The organism is Streptomyces sp. SX-6 (genome assembly GCF_059089585.1).
This window is the reverse complement of record NZ_JBTHHU010000044.1, coordinates 1-19,336: the sequence shown is the minus strand read 5'-3', so window position 1 is coordinate 19,336 and position 19,336 is coordinate 1. Positions and strand designations below refer to the sequence as shown.

The following is a 19,336-nucleotide window of genomic DNA, read 5'->3' as shown; positions in this document are numbered from 1 at the left end:
TTCAGAGGGCCCGGATCTTTCCTTGACCGCGTTCACCCGACGAGCGTAACAACCAAGATCTTTTGCGCCCACCCCCGAATTCGGCCACCCCGCGGCGCCCTGCCGTGGCGGTGGCGCCGGCGGTCGTCAGGCGTCCCCGTACGCCTCGCCGCCGAGTTCGAGGACCGCCGTTCCCGCGGTGGCGTCCGCCAGCCAGGCCCGGAACGCCTCCACGTCCGCGTCCGGCAGCCCGATCCCGATGCGTACGGCCGCTCCGTAGCTCACGTCCCGCACCGCCCGGCCGGTCGCGCGCAGGTCGTTCTCGAGCTTGCCCGCCCGCTGGTGGTCGACGGTGACCGTCGCCAGGCGGTAGCGCCGCCGGGTCACCGTGCCGAGGGTGTCGAGCGCCTCGCCGACGACGCCGCCGTACGCGCGGATGAGCCCGCCCGCGCCGAGCTTGATGCCGCCGAAGTAGCGGGTGACGACGGCGACGACGTACCGCACCTCGCGACGCACGAGCATCTGGAGCATGGGCACCCCCGCGGTTCCGCCGGGTTCGCCGTCGTCGCTCGCCTTCTGGACCGAGCCGTCGGCGCCGAGGACGTAGGCGAAGCAGTGGTGCCGGGCGGACGGGTGCTCCTTGCGGATGCGCGCGATGAAGGCCTGGGCCTCCTCCTCGGTAGCGGCGGGCGCGAGCGCGCAGATGAAGCGCGACTTGCTGATCTCGATCTCGTGCACGCCCTCGTGGGCCACCGTGCGGTACTCGTCCTGCATCCCGCAAGCCTATGCGGAGTTCGGGAATGCTCTTGCAGGCCCGCACGTTGAGCGGGCATGTACGCGGAACCGGGGATCATCCGGAAGATCATCGAAGAGAGCGGCGACACCTGGGCGGTGGTCGGCCTGTCGTCCAACGAGCAGCGTGCGGCGTTCGGCGTCGCGGAGGTGCTGCAGCGTCACGGCAAGCGCATCGTGCCCGTGCACCCGAAGGCCGAGGCGGTGCACGGGGAGCAGGGGTACGCCTCGCTGGCGGAGATTCCCTTTCCCGTCGACGTGGTCGACGTGTTCGTCAGATCCGAGCTCGCGGGGGCCGTCGCGGACGAGGCCGTCGCGGTCGGCGCGAAGGCGGTCTGGTTCCAGCTGGGCGTCATCGACGAGGAGGCGTACGAACGGACGCGGAAGGCGGGGCTGTCGATGGTGATGGACCGCTGCCCGGCGATCGAGTTCCCCCGGCTGGGGCGGCCGTGACGGCCGTACGCGCCGCGCGCCCCGAGGACGCGCCCGAGGTCATACGGCTGCGCCGCGCGATGTTCACCGCCATGAACGCCCATGACACAGGCGGCGGTTGGGAGGGCGCCGCGGAGGAGGTCATGCGGCGTCAGCTCGCGGTACCGGATCCGGTGCTCGGGGCGTTCGTCGTGGACGGCGGCCCCGCCGCGGAGGGGCCGCGTCTGGCCGCGTGTGCGGTGGGGCGGATCGAGGAGCGGCTGCCGGCGCCCGGTCATCCGACGGGGCGGTTCGGCTTCGTCTTCAACGTGTGCACGGATCCCGGTTACCGGGGGCGGGGGTTCGCACGGGCGACGACCGAGGCGCTGCTCGACTGGTTCGCCGGGCACGGCGTCACACGCGTCGATCTGCACGCGACGGATGACGCCGAACACCTCTACCGGAGCCTCGGCTTCGCCGAGCACTCGACCGCCCTGTCGCTCGACGTGTCGAGGCGGGTGAAGGCGGTCTAGCCGGTCCAGCGTCAGGCGGCGAGCCCGTCGAGCACGGTGGCGCCGGGCAGTTCGGCCAGCGCCTTGCCCGGCACGATGAGCTTGCCGCGCCGGCTGCCGCTGCCGATGAGCACGTACGGGGCGTCGGCCACCGCCGAGTCCACCAGCAGCGGCCAGTCGGCGGGCAGGCCGATCGGCGTGATGCCGCCGTACTCCATGCCGGTCGCCTCGACCGTGGCGTCGAGGGGCGCGAACGAGGCCTTGCGCGCGCCGAGATGACGGCGTACGACGCCGTTGACGTCCGCGCGCGTGTGGCCGGGGACGAGGCAGGCGGCGAGGGTGGTGTCGCCGCCGCGCCTGGCCGCGATGACCACGCAGTTGGCGGACTGCTCCAGCAGCCACGCCCCGTAGTGCTCCACCAGGACGGCCGTGTCGGCCTTCTCCGGCGGGGTGTCCACGTGCCGCAGTTCCTCGACGGGGACCGGCCCGCGCCAGGCCCGGATCGCGTCGGCGACCGGCGGCACCAGCAGGTCCAGGCGCTCGAGGGCGGGGCGGACATCGTCGAAGGCGTCCATCGGCGTTCTCGTCATGGCCCCAACCTATGTCAGCGCAGGGGCGGTACGGCCACCACCATGGTCATCTCGACGGCCCGCTCCCCGTCGTTGCGGTAGGTGTGCGGGACGTTCGCCTCGAAGGTCGCCGCGGTGCCGGCGGGCACGGTGTGCTCCTCGCCGTCGACGACGAGCGTGAGCTCTCCGGCCGTGACCCGCAGGAGTTCCATGGTGCCCGCCGGGTGCGGGTCCGAGGTGCTGCTGTCGCCGGGTTCGATGCGCCAGTCCCACAGTTCGAGCGGCCCGGGGGTGTCCGTCCCCACCAGCAGCGCGGTGTGGCTGCCGGCCTCGGTGGTCCATAGGCGCACCGCCTGCTCCTCGGGCACGAGCCGGACCCTCGAGCCGCTGTCGTAATCGAGGAGGGTGGTGATGCTGATGCCGAGCGCGTCGGCGAGCTTGACGGTGGTGCCGACGCTGGGGTTCGTCCGCGCCTGCTCGATCTGGATGATCATGCCGCGGCTGACCCCGGAACGGGCCGCGAGGGCGTCGAGCGTGAAGTGGCGCTCGTTGCGCCAGTGTTTGAGGTTGCGGGCGAGCGACTGGGTGAGCTGATCGAGGTCCGTCACATTCCCGTCCAAGATATTCGATGAGACAGTCAAGCAGATTGCACTACAGTGTGGTGCGCTCCAGCATTCATCACACTGTACTGCGAGGTTCACCCCATGACACCGCTCTTCGCCCTGGCCACCAGCTTCCTGTGGGGGCTGGCCGACTTCGGCGGCGGACTGCTCACCCGGCGCATGCCTGCCCTGACCGTGGTACTGGTCTCACAGTTGCTGGCGGTGGGTGCGCTGGGCACGATCGTCGTGGCGACCGGCGGCTGGTCGGAGGCCGGGCCGCAGCTGTGGTTCGCGGTGGCGGCGGGTGCGGTGGGCACGGGCGCGATGCTCTGCTTCTACCGGGCCCTGTCGCTCGGGCCGATGGGGGTCGTGGCCCCGATCGGCGCGCTCGGCGGCGTCGTGGTGCCGGTCGGTGTCGGCCTCGTCCTCGGCGAGCGTCCGGGCCCGCTCCAGTTCGCGGGGATCGCGGTCGCCGTGGCCGGAGTGGTCCTGGCGAGCGGGCCGGGCGGGGGCGGTGCGCGCGTGCAGCGGCAGACCCTGATGCTGACGCTGATCGCGGCGGCCGGCTTCGGCCTGACGATGTCCCTGATCGCGGAGGCGTCGCACACGCTGACCGGGCTGTTCCTCGCCCTGTTCGTCCAGCGCCTGAGCAACGTGGCGGTGGGCGTGGGGGCGCTGTACGCGTCCGCGCGGCGCGGCACTCCGGCACTGCCCGACGGCGGCCTGGGCGCGATCCGCCAGGCGCTGCCCGCGCTCGCCTTCGTGGGGCTGGCGGACGTGACCGCCAACGGCACCTACGCGCTGGCCGCGCAGAACGGTCCGGTGACCGTGGCCGCCGTCCTCGCCTCGCTCTACCCCGTCGTCACCGCACTGGCCGCGCGCGGCCTGCTGAGCGAACGGCTGCGCACCGTCCAGGCGTCCGGCGCGGGACTGGCTCTCGTCGGCACGGTGCTGCTCGCGACGGGTTGACGAGCTACGACGGGTCAACGGATTGACGGGTCAAGTGCCGCGTATCGGCGGAACCCAGCCCTCCGTCTCGTCCCAGCGCCGTACGACCTTGGCGGGGACCCCGGCCACGACCGCGTGGTCGGGCACCTCGCCGCGGACCACCGCGCCCGCCGCGACGACCACGTTCCGCCCGAGCCGTGCGCCGGGCAGGATCACCGCCCCGGTGCCCAGCCAGCTCCCGGAGCCGATCGTGACGGGCGCGCTGCGCGGCCACTGCCGGCCGATGGGCTGGGTGGGGTCGTCGTAGGAGTGGTTGTCGCTGGTGACATAGACGTAGGGGCCGCAGAACACGTCGTCGCCGAAGGTTATCCGCTGGGACGCGATCACATGGCTGCCCCGGCCGAGCACGACGCCGTTGCCCAGGCGCAGCACGGGCTCCGGGCCGAGGTCGAGGTCCGGCATCATCCCGGCGGTGAGGGTGACCTGTTCGCCTATGACGCAGTGGTCGCCGATCTCGATCCACCGCTCACCGAACACGGTCCCGAGCGGGAACGCGAGCCGGGTGCCGGTGCCCATCCTGCTGAAGCGGTACGGGCCGGGGCGCTCCGCGGTGACCGACCCGGCGTCCTGGACCCAGCGCCAGCCGCGGTGGACGGCGCTCGAGACGGCCCGGCGCCGCCAGGCCCGGAGGGCCACGACGGCGCCGGACGAGAACGTGTTGCGATTCTTCGGCACCCGCTCACCGTACTCAGCGCCCGGCGGGCCGGACGGCACGGGCCCTGTGATCTTCGACCCACGGCGGCACGGGCCGTGGCCACGTCACATACGGTGCCCGTGGGACGAGCGAGGAGAGAGCCATGACCGAACGGGCGTTGATTTCCGGTGTGTGCGGCAAGGAGCCGAGGATCGATCCGCGCGCCTTCACCGCGCCGACGTCCGTCGTGCTCGGCGACGTGACGCTGGGGGCGGGTTCGAGCATCTGGTACCACGCCGTGCTGCGGGCCGACGGCGGACCGATCACGATCGGCGCGGACAGCAACATCCAGGACAACTGCACCGTGCACGTGGACCCCGGCTTCCCGGTGAGCGTCGGGGAGCGGGTGACCGTGGGCCACAACACCGTTCTGCACGGCTGCACCGTGGAGGACGACGTCCTGGTCGGCATGGGGGTGACCGTCCTCAACGGCGCGCGGATCGGCGCCGGTTCGCTGGTCGCCGCGCAGGCGCTCGTCCCCCAGGGCATGGAGGTGCCTCCGGGCTCGCTGGTCGCGGGGGTGCCGGCCAAGGTCAGGCGACAGCTGACCGCCGAGGAGCGCGAGCACATCAAGCTCAACGCCGCGACGTACGTGGAGCTGGCGCAGGCTCACCGCGAGGCGACGTCCTCGAACTGACGCGACGTGCTCCCCCGCGGCGGACGCCCGGCACGGCGGCCGTGCCGGGCGTCCGCCGCCCCCAACACTAAGGCAGCACGACGATGTTCGGCTTCCCCGTGCGCGGATGCCGGGTGACCTCGGCGGTCACCCCGTAGACCTCGGCGATCAGTTGGGGCGTGAGGACCTCTTCCGGGGTTCCGGCGGCGGTCAGCCGCCCGCCGTGCATGACGCAGACGCGGTCGCAGAAGGCGGCCGCCAGGTTGAGGTCGTGCAGGGCGATGACGGCGGTGACCCCGAGCTCGCGCACCAGCCGCAGCGCGTCGAGCTGGTGGCGCAGGTCCAGGTGGTTGGTCGGCTCGTCCAGCACCATCACCGACGGCTCCTGGGCCAGCGCCCTGGCGATCAGCACCCGTTGCTTCTCACCGCCGGAGAGCCGGTCGAAGCGCCGCTCGGCCACGTCGGCCACACCCAGCGCCTCCAGCGCGGAGCCGACGGCCCGGAGGTCGTCCCGGCCGTCGCCCCGGAAGGCGCGCTGGTACGGGGCGCGTGCCATGGACACCACGTCGCGGACCGTCAACTCGAATTCGGCCGGGGTCTGTTGCAGCACCGCGGCGAGCCTGCGGGCGAACTGCCTGCCGGGTATCCGCCAGATGTCCTCGCCGTCCAGCAGCACCCGGCCGGAGCTCGGGCGCAGCGCCCGGTAGCAGGTGCGCAACAAGGTGGACTTGCCCGCCCCGTTCGGGCCGACCAGCCCGAGCACCTCGCCGGGGGCGGCTCGTAGCGAGACCTCCTCGACCAGGGCGCGTCCGTCCGCGCGTACGGTCACCGCTTCGGTGCGCAGCTCGCTCATGCCAGCCCCTTGCGGTACATCAGCCACAGAAAAGCAGGACCGCCGACAAGGGAGGTGACGATGCCGACGGGGATCTCCTCGGGCCGGATCACCATGCGGGCGAGCAGGTCGGCGGCGATCAGGAAGACCGCGCCGAGCAGGGCGGCGACGGGCAGGGCGCGCCGGTGGTCGGCGCCGACCAGCAGCCGGGTGATGTGCGGAATCATCAGGCCGACGAATCCGATCGCGCCGCTGACCGCCACGATCACCCCGACCAGCAGCGCGCAGAGCACGAACAGCAGCGCGCGGAAGCGGCCTACGTCGAGGCCGAGTGCGGCGGCGGCTTCCTCCCCGGCCAGCAGCAGGTTGAGCTGCCGGGCCGTACCCAGCAGGACGACGGTGCCGAGCAGGACGGCGGCCGCGGGCAGCCACAGGCGGTCCCAACCGGTACCGCCCAGCCCGCCGAGCATCCACTGCATCGCGGACTGTGCCTTCTGCGGCTGGTCGGAGGTCACGATCAGGAAGCTGGTCACGGCGAGCAGCACATGCTCGGTGGCGACCCCGGCCAGGATCAGCCGGAGGGTGGTCATCCGGCCGCCGGCCCGCGCCAGGGTGTAGACCACCACCAGCGCGGCCAGCCCGCCGAGGAAGGCGGCGGCGGACAGCGAGTACGTCCCGAACAGGGTGACCCCGGAGACGACCACCAGCACCGCGCCGACGCTCGCCCCGGAGGAGACGCCGAGCAGCGCCGGTTCCGCGAGCGGATTGCGGACGAGGGCCTGGAGCGCCATGCCGCAGACGGACAGCCCCGCCCCCACGGTGCCGCCGAGCAGCACCCTGGGCAGCCGGACGTCCGTCACGATGGTTTCCCGGACCTGCGGCCAGTCGCCACCGCCCGACGACGGTACGAGCCGGTGCCACAGGATCTGCCAGACCTGTCCGGGCGGCACCGTGACCGAGCCCAGTGCGACGCCGAACGTGACCACCGCGCACAGCAGGACGAGCAGCCCCGCCACCACCGACCAGTACCGGGTGTTCCGGGTCACCGGAAGGACTCCGGGTGCAGCTGCCGGGCCAGCGACTCGACCGCCGCGGGCACCCGTACGCCCAACACCGTGGAGGAGAGCGGGAGTACGACGAAGCGCCGGTCGCGGATCGCGGGCACGTCCTTGAGCGCCGGGTTCGACAGCAGGAAGGACTTCTTGGCCTCGACGGACTGATCCCCGTAGTCGTAGATCACGACAACCTCGGGGGCCCGCTGGGCGACCTGCTCGAACGACACGTTGCCGAAGCGCTTGTCGAGGTCGGCGAAGACGTTTCTGCCACCGGCCAGTTCGAGGATCTCGTTGCCGATGCCCGCGCCGCCGGCGGTGAACGCGGTCTGCTCGCCGCTGTCGTAGACGAAGGCCTTCACCGGTTTCGCCTGGGCGAGGCGGGACTTCACCCGGTCCAGGGTGGTGTGCATCGAGGCGACCAGCGCCTTGGCCCGGCCCTCCGCCCCGAAGATCCGGCCGACGGTCAGGATCTCCTGGTCGTCGGTGGCCGTGGTCACGCGGCCGGAGGGGCAGTTCTCGATGCTGAGGTGGGTGTTGACGCCGCTCTTGGCGAGCGCGGCACGGCCGCGTCCCTGCGACTCGTCGAAGGCGCTGCCGAACCCGGCGTAGACGAAGTCGGGTTCGGCGGAGAGCAGAGTCTCCTGGGAGGGATACTGCTTGGCGAGCACCTTGACCGAGTCATAGGCGGCCCGGTACTCGGGCAGTACGGCGTCGTCGAGGTAGGCGGTGCCCACCATGGACTTCTGCAGGCCCAGCGCCAGCATGATCTCGGTGGCGTGCTGGTTGAGCGCCACCGCACGGGTGGGCGGGTGCTGATAGGTGGTGGTGACACCGCAGTTGCGCACGGTGTAGGGGAAGCCTTCGGCGGTGTCCGTGTCCGCCGAATCGGTCCTGGGCGCGGCCGAGCCGCAGCCGGCGACGAGCAGCAGACAGACGGCTGCCGCCAGGCCGGGAAGCATGCGTATGCGAATGCGCATGGTGCTGTGTGGGTCCTCTCACCGGAACCGGGCCGGGGGTCGGGGCATGGCAAGCGGGCCAGTCTCCTGACTCCCGGATCAGCACTCCCCTCGGCCTTCCCGCCTTGCGGCCGTGGCCTTCGTCGAGGTTCGCTCCCCGGTCACAGTGGCGCGACCGTGCCGGAATTGCACCGGCTTCCTGGCATCCACGGACATCTTAAAGGGATGTTCAAATGGCCCTGTGACAGGCTCTCAACCGATGCCGTATTCCCTGGCCGACTTGGCCGACTTGAGGCGCTTCTTCAGCGTCAGTACCGGTCCACCGCCCCACGACGCCCGCCCCTGGGCCGATTTGGCAACCGACCGCAGCGCGCTCGCCGGCCGTGTCGACGGTGTCGCGCGACGCCTCGCCCTGACGGAGCGGCGGGTGGCCGCCTCCGTGATGTTCCAGGGCCTGGCGGCCCGGGTCTGGTCCCCGCTGATCGGCGCGCACCTGTGCCACGGGCTGCTGCTCGACCTGCCGGGCGGGGAGTTGTACTGGCTGCCCGCACCGGGCGGTGCGGTGCCGTTGCACCTGGCCCGGCCCGCGGGGCACTGGAAGGCGGCTTCGCCGGAGGAGGTGTACGCGCAAGGGCATGCGCTGCTGGAGCCGGTCGCGGACGCGTTGCGCGAACTCCTGCCGATCTCCCCGAAGGTCCTGTGGGGCAACTCGGCCTCCACGGTGGCGGAAGCACTCGATGCCGTCGCAGCGGCCCACCCCGAACGGGCGGCACACGCGCAGGCCCTGGGCCGCGAGCTGACGGGCCTCGGCAGCCACCACGGCCTGGCCGAGTGGCCCGGATCGGCCTTCCGGCGGCGCAGTTGCTGCCTCTACCACCGCAAGCCCGGCGCCGCGCCGTGCGGGGACTGCGTACTGGGCCGCCGCTGAGCGCACCGAACGCACACAGCCCGCGCACGACGGTTGTCGTACGCGGGCTGCGGAAGCGGCGGGTCGCCCTATCGCCCTATTCGGCGACGGCGGCGGTCTCGGTCTCGGCGGCCTCCATCGCCTCGGCCTTCGCCGCGGCCTTCTTGGCCTTCATCCGCATCACGACGAACGAGCCGATGCCGAAGAGGACGGCGGCGGCGAGACCGAGGTAGGAGAACTTGCCGATCCACTCCTCGGCGGCCTTGCCCACCGTGTAGATGAGCGCGACCGTACCGCCGGCCCAGACGATGCCGCCGAGCACGTTGGCGATGAGGAACTTCCAGTACGGCATCTTCAGGACGCCCGCGAGCGGTCCGGCGAAGATGCGCAGCAGCGCGATGAACCGGCCGATGAAGACGGCCCACATGCCCCACTTCGTGAAGGCCTGCTCGGCGGTGGCCACATGGTGGGGGCCGAAATGCTTGGGGAACTTACGGCCGAGCCGGTCCAGCAGTGGTTTGCCGCCCTTGCGGCCGATCAGATAGCCGCACGAGTCTCCGATGATGGCACCCGCGACGGCACAGGCGCCGAGGATGTAGGGGTTGATGTGGTCGCCGCCGGTGGCAGCCATCAGCGTGGCGCTGACAAGAACGATCTCACCGGGAAGCGGGATGCCCAGACTCTCCAGGCCGATGACCCCGCCCACCAACAGGTAGACGGCGACCGCCGGCACCGATTCGAGCCACTCCTGCACGTGCAAAGCCGGTTCCTCCCCGGTTAATGACCAATGCCCGGCGCGCGCGATGCGGGCGCACGCCGGGGAAGCCTACTTGAGTAAAGACTCCGCATCGGCGCCATCGGTTGAGCGCGAGCAGTTATTTGTTCGTCCGCCGGGCGCAAGTAGTAACTGTGTGCAAGAGAGCGGTCACTCTCCTCGGGCGTTCCCGGGCGGAGCCCCGGTTGCCGCGCTCGCTGAAAGCCGTGGCCGCGGGATCGGCCGGCAACTTCATCGAGTGGTACGAGTTCGGCGTCTACGGCTACTTCGCGACAGTCGTGGCGGCCAATTTCTTCGCCTCCCGGGGCGGCGGGGAGGCGGAGGCCCTGGTCCGGACGTACGGGGCGTTCGCCCTGGCGTTCTTCTTCCGGCCGGTGGGCGCCCTGCTCCTCGGCCGGGCCGGTGACCGGTTCGGGCGCAGGCCGGCGCTGATCGCGGCTGTCGTGACCATGTCCTGTGCGACGGCACTCATCGGTGCGCTGCCCACGTACGCGACGGCCGGCGCCGCGGCACCATGGCTGCTGACGGCACTGCGCATCGTCCAAGGCCTGTCGGCAGGTGGGGAGTTCGGCGGTGCCGTCTCGCTGCTGACGGAGCTGGCACCGCCGGGCAGGCGGGGGCTGTACGGGGCGTGGCAGTCGTTCACCGTGGCGCTCGGTCTGCTCGCTGGTTCCGGCGCGGCGGCGCTGGTGGCCGCGGTGCTGTCGGAGGGGCAGGTCACGTCCTGGGGGTGGCGGCTGCCGTTCCTTGCGGCGCTGCCCATGGGGGCAGTGGCCCTGCTGATGCGTCTGGGGCTGGAGGAGACACCGTCTTTTCGCCGGGCGCCACAAGCAGAGGCACGGGCCTCGGTGGCGGCCATGGCGCTCGGGGCCGGGCGGCTCATGGCATGGGCGGCGGCCGGATACACGTTCCTCGTGGTGCTCCCCTCGTACCTTCAGAGCGTTCTGGGCGCGAGCCTCCGGCAGGCACTGGCGGCCACCGTCTTCGCCAACCTCGGCTTCGCCGCCGTGATCCTCCCCGCGGGCGCGCTGAGCGACCGGATCGGACGGCGGGCGGTGATGCTGACCGGTGCCGTCCTGTCGGCGGCGTCGGCGTTGCCGCTGCTCGGGCTGGTGCGGGACCCGGCGGCCCCGGTGTGGCTGAAGGGCGGCGCGGTGGCAGTGGCAGGTGCTCTGGTGGGACTCATGGCGGGGCCCGGGCCCGCGATGCTGGCCGAGATGTTTCCCACGCGGGTCCGCTGTACGGGCCTGGGCGTGGCGTACGCGCTCTCGAACGCGGTGTTCTCCGGCTGTGCGGGACTGCTGATCACCGAACTGGGGCGGCGCACCGGCAGCGCCGACATCCCGGCCTACTACGTCATCGCCGCCTGCGTCCCCGGGGCTCTCGCGCTGGCCACGCTGCGGAGCGACGATCACCGGCGCGCGCTGCGCGACTAGGACTGGTGGCAGCCCGGATATCCGCAGGTCACCGACCCGCGGCGAACTGCCTGTCGCAGCCGTCCTCCGGGAGCGCAGCGCGCCACAGCCGTGCGTAGTGACCGCCGTGGGCGAGCAGTCCGGCGTGACTGCCCTCCTCCACGATGCGGCCGCCGTGCAGGACCACGATGCGGTCCGCGCGCGCCGCTGTGGTGAGGCGGTGAGCAACTATCAGGGAGGTGCGGCCGGCGGCGAGCCGGGAGACGGCGCCGGAGACGGCCGCCTCGGTGGCCGGGTCGAGGGCGGAGGTGGCTTCGTCGAGCAAGAGCACATCAGGGTCGACGAGTTGGGCTCGCGCCAGGGCGATGAGCTGACGCTGCCCGGCGGAGAGGTTCCGGCCTCCCTCGCCAATGGGGTGCCGGTATCCGCCGGGGAGTCCGGAGAGCAGCTCGTGGGCGCCGACAGCCCTCGCCGCCGCCTTCACCTCGGCCCGGGTCACCCCGGGGCGGCCGTATGCGATGGCGTCGTGGACCGTCTCGCCCGGCAAGTGGATCTCCTGGGGGACGATGCCGAGGCGGCGGCGGTAGTCCGTGAGTTCCAAGGTGCGCAGGTCGTGCCCGTCGACGCGAACGGCGCCCGCTGTGACTTCGTAGAACCGCCCCACCAGCTTGACGAGTGTCGACTTGCCCGCGCCGGTCTCTCCGACCAGCGCCACCGTCTGGCCGGCCGGCACACTCAGGCATACGCCGTGCAGTGCGTCCCGGGGCGCGCCGGGGTAGCGGTAGCAGACGTCCGCGAAGTCGATGGTTCCCTTCAGCTGTCCTACGGGGAGTGGGCGTTCAGCTCTCGGAGTGCCGGTCGGGGTGCGGAACAGCTCCAGGATTCGGCTGAGACCGATGGATGCCTGCTGGTATCCGTCGAAGACCTGGGAGAGCTGCAGGACGGAGGAGAACAGGACGTCGGCGTAAAGAAGGAACACCACGAGCAGGCCCATGGTGAGGGTGCCGTCGCCGGCTCGGTCCGCGCCGAAGGCCAGGACGCACGCGGCGGTCGCGCCGGGCAGGAATTCCACAAAACCGAAGTAGCCCGCCGCGTAGCGCTGAGCGCGCAGCCGGGCGGTACGGTAGGCGGCGCTCTTGCGGGCGAACCGCTCGGCACCGCGCTCGGCCTGCCGGAACGCCTGGACAATGCGCAGGCCCGCGACGTGCTCCTGCAGCTCCGCGTTGACCGCGCCGGACGTGTCGCGAGCGGTTCCGTATGCCGCAGCGGCCGCCCGCCTGAACAGGAACGTGGCGCCGGCCAGCACCGGCAGGGCCGCGCACACCACCAGGCCGAGCCGCCAGTCCAGGACGAGCAGCACGGTGAGCACGGTGACGGTGGAGACGAGACTGACGACCGCGGTGGCGAACCCGGTCTGGGCGAACGCCGCGACCGCGTCCACATCCGCGGTCATCCTGGTCATGATGCGGCCGGATGGCTCGCGCTCGTAGTAGGCCAGGTCGAGGCGTTGCAGATGGGCGAAGCCGCGCAGGCGCAGCACATAGCGGATGCGCTCGCCGAGGATGCCGTTCGTCCTGATCTGGGCCATGCTGACCGCCCAGCCCACGAGTACGACGGCCACGGCAGCGACGGAGGTGGCCAACACCACCCGGGACGCGGCTCGTTGGATGCCGCTGTCGATGCCGGTGCGGATGAGCAGGGGCACGAACACGCTCACCAGCGCGTCGAGCAGGACAAGCACTGCTCCCAGGGCGATGGCGCGGCGGAAGGGGTGCAGCAGGCGGCGGAGCCCGAAGGCGGGGTCCGCATCGACAGCGGGTGCAAGAGCGGCGAGTTGGGGCAGGGGGCCCGGCTCCGAGGTCTCCTCGGCGACGCCCGGGCCGGTGTCCATCGCGAGCGGGGTGTCCCCGCGTCCCGCCGGCCCGCCGCGTTCGGTGGCCGCGCCGCCCGGGTCAGGTCCGGCGGCGAACAGCGCCCGGTACGCCGGTGAACGCGCCGCCAGTTCGTCGTGCGTACCGGTGTCGACGACCCGGCCGCCCTCCAGGAAAGCGATCCGGTCGGCGAGTTCGAGGGTGCTGCGGCGGCGGGCGACCAGCAGAGTGGTCCGGCCGTTCATCGCCTGGCGGAGCGTGGCGTGGATCTCCGCTTCGGTACGCGGGTCGACGGCCGAGGTGGCATCGTCGAGCAGCAGGACGAGCGGGTCGGTGAGCAGCGCGCGGGCCAGCGCGATGCGCTGCCGCTGCCCACCGGAGAGAGTGAAGCCCCGTTCACCGACCACGGTGTCGTAGCCGTGCGGCAGTTCGCGGATGAAGCGGTCGGCGCAGGCTGCCGCGGCGGCTGCCGCGACCTGCTCGTCGGTGGCCTCGGGGCGGCCATAGGCGATGTTGTCGTGCACGGTGCCGGAGAAGAGGAAGCTGTGCTCGGGCACCAGGCCGATGGCGGATCGCAGCGAGTCGAGGTCCAGGCTCCGCACATCGCTGCCGCCGAGACGCACGGCTCCGCCCTGCACGTCGTAGAAGCGGGGCAGCAGAAGCGACACCGTGGACTTGCCGGAGCCGGGCGCGCCGACCAGGGCGAGGGTCTCGCCGGGTCGCACGGTGAGGGAGAGCCCGTGGAGCACGGGCTCGGCGCGCCCCTCGTCCCCCTCGTATCCGAACGTCACATCGGCCAGCTCGACGCCCACGGGCCCGGGCGCCAGCCTCCGTGCGGCGGGCGGGTCCGCGACGAGGGGCCGGGTGTCCACTACCTCGAAGACCCGGACAACGCTGGCGCGTGCCTGATGGAGGCCGGTCACCACGGTGGCCAGGCCGCGCAGCGGGGAGACGATCTGGGCGACGTATGTGGAGAACGCCACGAATGTACCGAGCGAGATGGCGCCACGAGAGGCCATCCAGCCGCCAATGGCGAGGATGCCCACCTGGCCGAGGAAAGGCAGCGCCTGCAGCGTCGAGCCGTACAGGGAGTTGAGGCGCACCACGCGGCGCCGCGCCGCGAACAGGACGTTCGCAGCGGCGCCGAGCCTGTACTGTTCCCGTTCCTCCTGCCCGAACCCTTTCACTACGCGGACCCCGGCGATCGCGCCGTCGACGACCGAGGCGACGGCGGCCTCGCGCTGCCGCGCCTCCAGGGTGGCCGGGTACAGGCGTCTGCTGCTGTGCCAGGCCGTGTACAGCAACGGCGGCAGGACAACCAGCATGACCACGGTGAGGAGTGGTGACAGGACGAACATCACCGCGAGGGACAGCACCAACAGCAGGACTCCGGCGAAGACGTCCGGCAGCATCGCGAGCAGCCCCTGCGCCATGGACAGGTCGTAGATCGACCGGCTGACGATCTGTCCGGTCTGCAGCCTGTCCTGGCCCGTGCCGTCGAGCCGGGACAGCGCGGCGAAGACGCGCATCCGCAGGTCGTGCTGGACGTCGCAGGAGAGCCGCGCCGCCAGGGAGCGCTGCGCGGCGCCGGCCCCGAAGCGGATGAGTCCGGCCAGGACCAACATCGACAGGCAGGGCCACAGCGGCAGTTCGTCCGCGGTGATGACCCGGTCCACGATGGCCCGGGAGATCAGCGGCACGGCCGCGGCGGCCGCGATGGCGGCCATGGCGGCTCCCAGGGTGAGCGCGACGGTGCGACGGTAGCGGTGGCAGCAGCCGAGGAGGCGCCGGATCGGCGAGCCGGACGCAGCCGGCCCACTGATACGGCGCGAGCCTCGCCGCCGGGCGGAGAGCGTCACCGGCCGCCCTCGTTCCCCGCGAGCTGGTCGAGCTTCCGGGCGACCGCCTCGGAGATCTCCTTGAGCGGCCCCGACGTGGTCATGTCGCTGTGCTCGCAGTCGACGGGGTGGTCGGTGATGTGTCCCTCCACATGCGGAGCCCACAGGGAATGGGCGTCGAGCCGGTCGGGGCGGCCCGCGGCGGCCGTGAAGAACTCGATGTCGCCGCGGAATGCCGCCGGACGGAACCGGGTGGAGATGCGTGCGCCGTTGGCGCAGACGGCGACCACCCTGGCCAGCGTCTTCTCCTCGAGCCCGGTCAACGCGCCGCCCTGGCGGCGCAGCAGATCCGCTGCCTTGGCCAGCGGGGGCACGGTGTCATCGCGCAGGTCGTCCTCGATGCCCATGTCGCGCAGGAGAGCCCGGAGGATGGCCACTTCATCCGGCTCGTCCGCCGTCTCCGCTGTCTCCGCGTCGTCCCCGTTGTAGGGATATCCGTCGAGGAGCGCCAGGAACGCGACGGCCTCGCCCTGTTCCTGGAGCGCGGTCGCGACAGCGTACGCGGCGACGGCGCCGAAGGACCAGCCGAGGAGGTGGTACGGGCCCGACGGCTGCACGGTGCGGATCTGTGCCACATAGTCGGCGGCCATCTCCTCCAGGGAGCCGGGCAGCCGCTGTTCCTCGGCGATGCCGCGCGCCTGCAGGCCGTACACCGGCTGGTCGGGCCCGAGGTGCTGCAGCATGCCCGCGTAGGCCCAGCTGAGGCCGCTGGCCGGGTGAACGCAGAACAGCGGGGGCCGACTGCCCTCCGCGCGCAGCGGCATCAGCACGGCCAGGCCGTCACTCGAGTCACCGCCGTCGAACCGCTGCACCAGGCGCGCGACGGTGGGGGCCTCGAACAGCGTCCGCAGCGACATGCGCACGCCGAACACCGTCCTGATCCGGGTGATCAAGCGAGTGGCGAGCAGCGAGTGGCCGCCAAGATCGAAGAAGTTGTCGTCGATCCCCACCCCGGTCACGCCCAGAACCTCCGCGAACAGGCCGCACAGGGCCTCTTCCTGGGGGTTGCGCGGGGCACGTCCGGCGACGGCCGGCACATCGGGCGCCGGCAGGGCGCGCCGGTCCAGCTTGCCGTTGGGCATGAGCGGGAACGCGTCCAGGGCCACCACAGCCGTGGGCACCATGAAGTCCGGCAGGACGGCGGCGAGGCGGCCACGCAGCTCGCCGAGGTCGAGCGGGGCGCCGTCGGCGGGCACCACATACGCCACCAGGCGTCTGTCACCGGGCCGGTCCTCCCGGACCAGGACGGCAGCCCGGGCGATCTGCCACTGCGCCATCAACGCGGCCTCGATCTCTCCGAGTTCGACACGGAAGCCGCGCAGTTTGACCTGTTCGTCGACACGCCCCAGGAACTCCAGGTCGCCGGTGCGCCGCCGGCGCATCAGGTCGCCGGTGCGGTACATGCGGGCGCCCGGGGGCCCATAGGGGTCGGCGACAAACCGTTCGGCGGTCAGGCCGGTCGGACCCGTGTAGCCGCGTGCCAGCTGATCGCCGGCCAGGTACAGCTCGCCGGGGATGCCCACGGGCACCGGCCGCAGCCGATCGTCGAGGACATAAGCGCGGACGTTCCACACGGGGCTGCCGACCGGCAGGTACGCATCGCCGCCCCGGCCGGTGCCCGAGGTGTTGGGCCGCGCCTCGTAATGAGTGACCTGGACGGTGGACTCGGTGGGCCCGTACAGGTTGACGCAAGGTACGCCACAGGTGTCCTGAGCCAGCTCCGCCAAGGCAGCGGGCAGCGGTTCACCGCCCACGAAGAGCCTTCGCAGCGACGCGGTGCAGTCCGCTGCTACGGCGGCCGCGCACAGCTCGGACAGCAGGGAGGGCACGACCTGGGCAACCGTGATGCGGCGTTCGGCGATGTAGTCCGCCAACCGGTGCGGGTCGGCGGCGACTTCGGCGGTGGCCATGTGCAGGGCGGCGCCCGTGACCAGTGGCAGCCATGTCTCCCACACGGCCGCGTCAAAGCTGAACGAGGTCCGGGCGAGCATCTTGTCCGTGGCGTCGAGCGGGTACGCCGCCGCCATCCACCTCAGGTGGCCGCTGACCGCCTCCTGAGTGACCACGACGCCCTTCGGCCTTCCCGTGGAGCCCGAAGTGTAGATCAGGTACGCGGGGTGGCCGGGCAGCAGGCGGCTGCGCCGGTGAGAGTCCGGTACGTCGGCCCCGGACTCACGGGCGACCGCCTCGGCAGCCTCCTCCAGCACGATGGCACCGTACGGGACGCGGCCGCGTTCTTCTGCCGTGGTGAGCACCACCACGGGCTGGGCATCCTCGAGCACGTACGCGATGCGCTCGGCCGGGTATCGGGGGTCCACCGGCAGATAGGACGCACCCGCCTTCAGCACCGCCAGCATGGCCACCAGCATGTCCACGGAGCGCGGCAGCACCAGGGCCACTGTGTCCTCCGGGCCGACCTCGTGTCCGATCAGGAACCGGGCAAGGCGGTTGGCCCACGTGTTCAGCTCCGCATAGCTGAGCTCGATGTCCTCGAAGACGACGGCTGTTGCCTCCGGGGTGCGCCCCGCCTGTTCCTCGAAGAGCTCTGACAGCAGCTGCGGCGCGAGGTCGATGTGGGGGCCCTGCCAGCCGGTCAGCAGCTTCTCGCGCTCCTTCACGGACAGAATCTCCAGGTCGCCGACCGGCCGGTCGGGGTCGCCGACCGCCGCGGCCAGGAGTCGTGCGAACTGTCCGGCGAGCCCCTCGACCGTCACCCGGTCGAACAGGTCCATCGCAAACTCGAAGGACCCGACGAGCCCCGCCGGTCCGCCATCCGCACCCTCCGTTTCGCGCATGCTCAGCGACAGATCGAACTTCGCGGTGGCGGTGGGTGTGACCTCCTGCTCCAGCGTCATGCCGGGGAGCCGTATGTCGGCCTGTTCGTTGTTCTGGAAGGTCAGCATCACCTGGAACAGGGGGTGCCGGGAGGTGGAGCGGGTGGGGTTGAGGACCTCCACCAGGTGCTCGAACGGCACATCCTGATGCGCGTACGCGGCCAAGTCGGCCTCACGAACCCGCCCGACCAACTCACGGAAACTCGGATCACCCGACACATCCGTACGCAACACCAGCGTATTCACAAAGAACCCAACAAGATCGTCCAACGCCTCGTCCATACGCCCGGCGACCGGTGAACCGATCGGGATGTCCGTCCCGGCCCCGAGCCGCGACAGCAGCGCGGCGAACGCGGCCTGCACCACCATGAACATGCTGGCACCCGACCGCCGGGCCAGTTCGGCCAGTCGCCCATGCAGCTCTGCGTCCAGTTTGAACGCCACATGATCGCCCCGGTAGGAGGCTTCCGCGGCCCGGGACCGGTCGACGGGAAGCTTCAACTGCTCGGGGAGGTCGTCCAGTTGCGCCTTCCAATACGCGACCTGCCGACTGAGCGGACTGTCCGGGTCGGACTCATCGCCGAGCAGCTGCCGCTGCCACAGCGCATAATCGGCGTACTGCACCGGCAACGGCTCCCACTCTGGAGCACGGCCAGCGGTACGCGCCTCATACGCCGCGGCCAGGTCGCGGGCCAGCGGCACCATCGACCAGCCGTCACCGGCGATGTGGTGCAGCACCACCATCAGGACATGGGTGGCGTCATCCAGCACGAACAGCCTTGCCCGCAATGGGGGTTCGACCGCCAGCTCGAACCCTCGCACCGCCTCGGCCGCCAACACGTCGGAGAGCTCTGCCTGGGATACCGGCACCGCCGACAGGGCAGGGCAGGCATCATCGGTGTCCAGGACGTGCTGGACCGGTGAGCCGTCCGCGCCATCGGGGAACACGGTGCGCAAAGACTCGTGCCGTGCGACCACGTCGTGGAGAGCCGCCCCCAGTGCCGCGTGGTCCACGTCTCCCGTCAGCCGCAGGGCGATGGGCATGTTGTACGCCGATGCCGTTTCGTCCTCGAAGCGGTTGAGGAACCACAGCCGCCGCTGGGCGTAGGACAGTGGCGCTTTGGCCGGGCGGTCCATCGGCACCAGCGCCGGCCGCGCCGCTCCGGCGTCAGCGACCCGCTCGGCGAGCCGGGCTACCGTCGGCCCCTCGAAGAGGGCACGCAGGGGCAGTTCCACGTTCAGAACGGTGCGGATGCGGCTGATGAGGCGGGTGGCCAGCAGGGAATGGCCACCGAGATCGAAGAAGCTGTCATCGATCCCGACCCGCTCCACACCCAGTACCTCGGCGAAGGCCGCGCAGAGGACCTGCTCATGCCCGTTGCGCGGACCGCGCCCGGATGCCGGGGCGTCGTACTCGGGTGCCGGCAACGCGCGTCGGTCCAGCTTGCCGTTGGGGGTCAGAGGCAGTTCCGGCAGCGGAACGACCGCGGCCGGCAGCATGAATTCGGGGAGGCGACCGCTGAGGAAGCGGCGTACTTCGGCGCCGTCGACCGTGCCACCCGCGGCAGGAACGACATAGGCGACCAGCCGCTTGTCACCGGGACGGTCCT

General features: G+C 71.5%; 16 protein-coding genes and 1 riboswitch. Of the genes, 6 read left to right on the top strand and 10 right to left on the bottom strand.

Annotated elements, in window-relative coordinates:
* Window positions 1-126: 126 nt before the first annotated feature.
* Window positions 127-753: a YigZ family protein gene (locus ACV530_RS33095; RefSeq protein WP_494336392.1), complete on the bottom strand. Its 627-nt coding sequence runs from the start codon at window positions 751-753 to the stop codon at window positions 127-129.
* A 57-nt stretch (window positions 754-810) separates the two neighbouring features.
* Here ACV530_RS33095 and ACV530_RS33090 point away from each other — a divergent pair, with 57 nt between their 5' ends.
* Together ACV530_RS33090 and ACV530_RS33085 are read left to right on the top strand one after the other, a co-directional pair.
* Entirely contained in the window at window positions 811-1,224 is a 414-nt protein-coding gene (locus tag ACV530_RS33090; RefSeq protein ID WP_494336391.1) for a CoA-binding protein, read from the top strand.
* Entirely contained in the window at window positions 1,221-1,715 is a 495-nt protein-coding gene (locus ACV530_RS33085) for a GNAT family N-acetyltransferase (protein ID WP_494336390.1), read from the top strand. Before ACV530_RS33090 ends, ACV530_RS33085 begins: the two co-directional genes overlap by 4 nt.
* Before the next feature lie 11 nt (window positions 1,716-1,726).
* Here ACV530_RS33085 and ACV530_RS33080 read toward each other — a convergent pair whose 3' ends face one another.
* Window positions 1,727-2,269, bottom strand: a complete 543-nt coding sequence (locus ACV530_RS33080; protein ID WP_494336429.1) for a YbaK/EbsC family protein — start codon at window positions 2,267-2,269, stop codon at window positions 1,727-1,729.
* A 29-nt stretch (window positions 2,270-2,298) separates the two neighbouring features.
* Window positions 2,299-2,871, bottom strand: a complete 573-nt coding sequence (locus ACV530_RS33075; RefSeq protein WP_494336389.1) for a helix-turn-helix domain-containing protein — start codon at window positions 2,869-2,871, stop codon at window positions 2,299-2,301.
* Between the two features lie 96 nt (window positions 2,872-2,967).
* Here ACV530_RS33075 and ACV530_RS33070 point away from each other — a divergent pair, with 96 nt between their 5' ends.
* On the top strand, window positions 2,968-3,834 hold the full coding sequence (locus ACV530_RS33070; RefSeq protein WP_494336388.1) for an EamA family transporter: 867 nt from the start codon (window positions 2,968-2,970) through the stop codon (window positions 3,832-3,834).
* A 30-nt stretch (window positions 3,835-3,864) separates the two neighbouring features.
* Here the strand turns inward: ACV530_RS33070 and ACV530_RS33065 are convergent, their stop codons facing one another.
* Window positions 3,865-4,548, bottom strand: a complete 684-nt coding sequence (locus ACV530_RS33065) for an acyltransferase (RefSeq protein ID WP_494336387.1) — start codon at window positions 4,546-4,548, stop codon at window positions 3,865-3,867.
* Between the two features lie 122 nt (window positions 4,549-4,670).
* On the opposite strand from ACV530_RS33065, the gene ACV530_RS33060 reads away from it, so the two are divergent.
* A complete protein-coding gene (locus ACV530_RS33060) occupies window positions 4,671-5,204 on the top strand; it encodes a gamma carbonic anhydrase family protein (protein WP_494336386.1) in 534 nt (177 codons plus the stop codon).
* Window positions 5,205-5,271: 67 nt separating this feature from the next.
* Here the strand turns inward: ACV530_RS33060 and ACV530_RS33055 are convergent, their stop codons facing one another.
* From ACV530_RS33055 to ACV530_RS33045, 3 genes are read right to left on the bottom strand one after another with little or no spacing between them, the layout of a single operon-like run.
* A complete protein-coding gene (locus tag ACV530_RS33055) occupies window positions 5,272-6,036 on the bottom strand; it encodes an ABC transporter ATP-binding protein (RefSeq protein ID WP_494336385.1) in 765 nt (254 codons plus the stop codon).
* Entirely contained in the window at window positions 6,033-7,061 is a 1,029-nt protein-coding gene (locus ACV530_RS33050) for a FecCD family ABC transporter permease (RefSeq protein ID WP_494336384.1), read from the bottom strand. The genes ACV530_RS33055 and ACV530_RS33050 overlap by 4 nt, the downstream gene beginning before the upstream one ends.
* Window positions 7,058-8,047, bottom strand: a complete 990-nt coding sequence (locus tag ACV530_RS33045) for an ABC transporter substrate-binding protein (RefSeq protein ID WP_494336383.1) — start codon at window positions 8,045-8,047, stop codon at window positions 7,058-7,060. The genes ACV530_RS33050 and ACV530_RS33045 overlap by 4 nt, the downstream gene beginning before the upstream one ends.
* A 38-nt stretch (window positions 8,048-8,085) precedes the next feature.
* Window positions 8,086-8,283: riboswitch (cobalamin riboswitch) on the bottom strand.
* A 23-nt stretch (window positions 8,284-8,306) separates the two neighbouring features.
* On the opposite strand from ACV530_RS33045, the gene ACV530_RS33040 reads away from it, so the two are divergent.
* Window positions 8,307-8,954, top strand: a complete 648-nt coding sequence (locus tag ACV530_RS33040; protein WP_494336382.1) for a (2Fe-2S)-binding protein — start codon at window positions 8,307-8,309, stop codon at window positions 8,952-8,954.
* Window positions 8,955-9,030: 76 nt separating this feature from the next.
* Here the strand turns inward: ACV530_RS33040 and ACV530_RS33035 are convergent, their stop codons facing one another.
* Window positions 9,031-9,693 carry a DedA family protein gene (locus tag ACV530_RS33035; RefSeq protein ID WP_494336381.1) on the bottom strand — a complete coding sequence of 221 codons (663 nt, stop codon included), beginning with the start codon at window positions 9,691-9,693 and terminating at the stop codon, window positions 9,031-9,033.
* Between the two features lie 221 nt (window positions 9,694-9,914).
* On the opposite strand from ACV530_RS33035, the gene ACV530_RS33030 reads away from it, so the two are divergent.
* Window positions 9,915-11,144 (top strand): MFS transporter, encoded by a 1,230-nt coding sequence (locus ACV530_RS33030; RefSeq protein ID WP_494336380.1) that lies wholly within the window; start codon window positions 9,915-9,917, stop codon window positions 11,142-11,144.
* A gap of 28 nt (window positions 11,145-11,172) precedes the next feature.
* Here the strand turns inward: ACV530_RS33030 and ACV530_RS33025 are convergent, their stop codons facing one another.
* Entirely contained in the window at window positions 11,173-14,853 is a 3,681-nt protein-coding gene (locus tag ACV530_RS33025; RefSeq protein WP_494336379.1) for an ABC transporter ATP-binding protein, read from the bottom strand.
* Window positions 14,850-19,336, bottom strand: a 4,487-nt coding sequence (locus ACV530_RS33020) for an amino acid adenylation domain-containing protein (RefSeq protein ID WP_494336378.1), incomplete at its 5' end; no start/stop codon positions are given. The genes ACV530_RS33025 and ACV530_RS33020, both read right to left, overlap by 4 nt.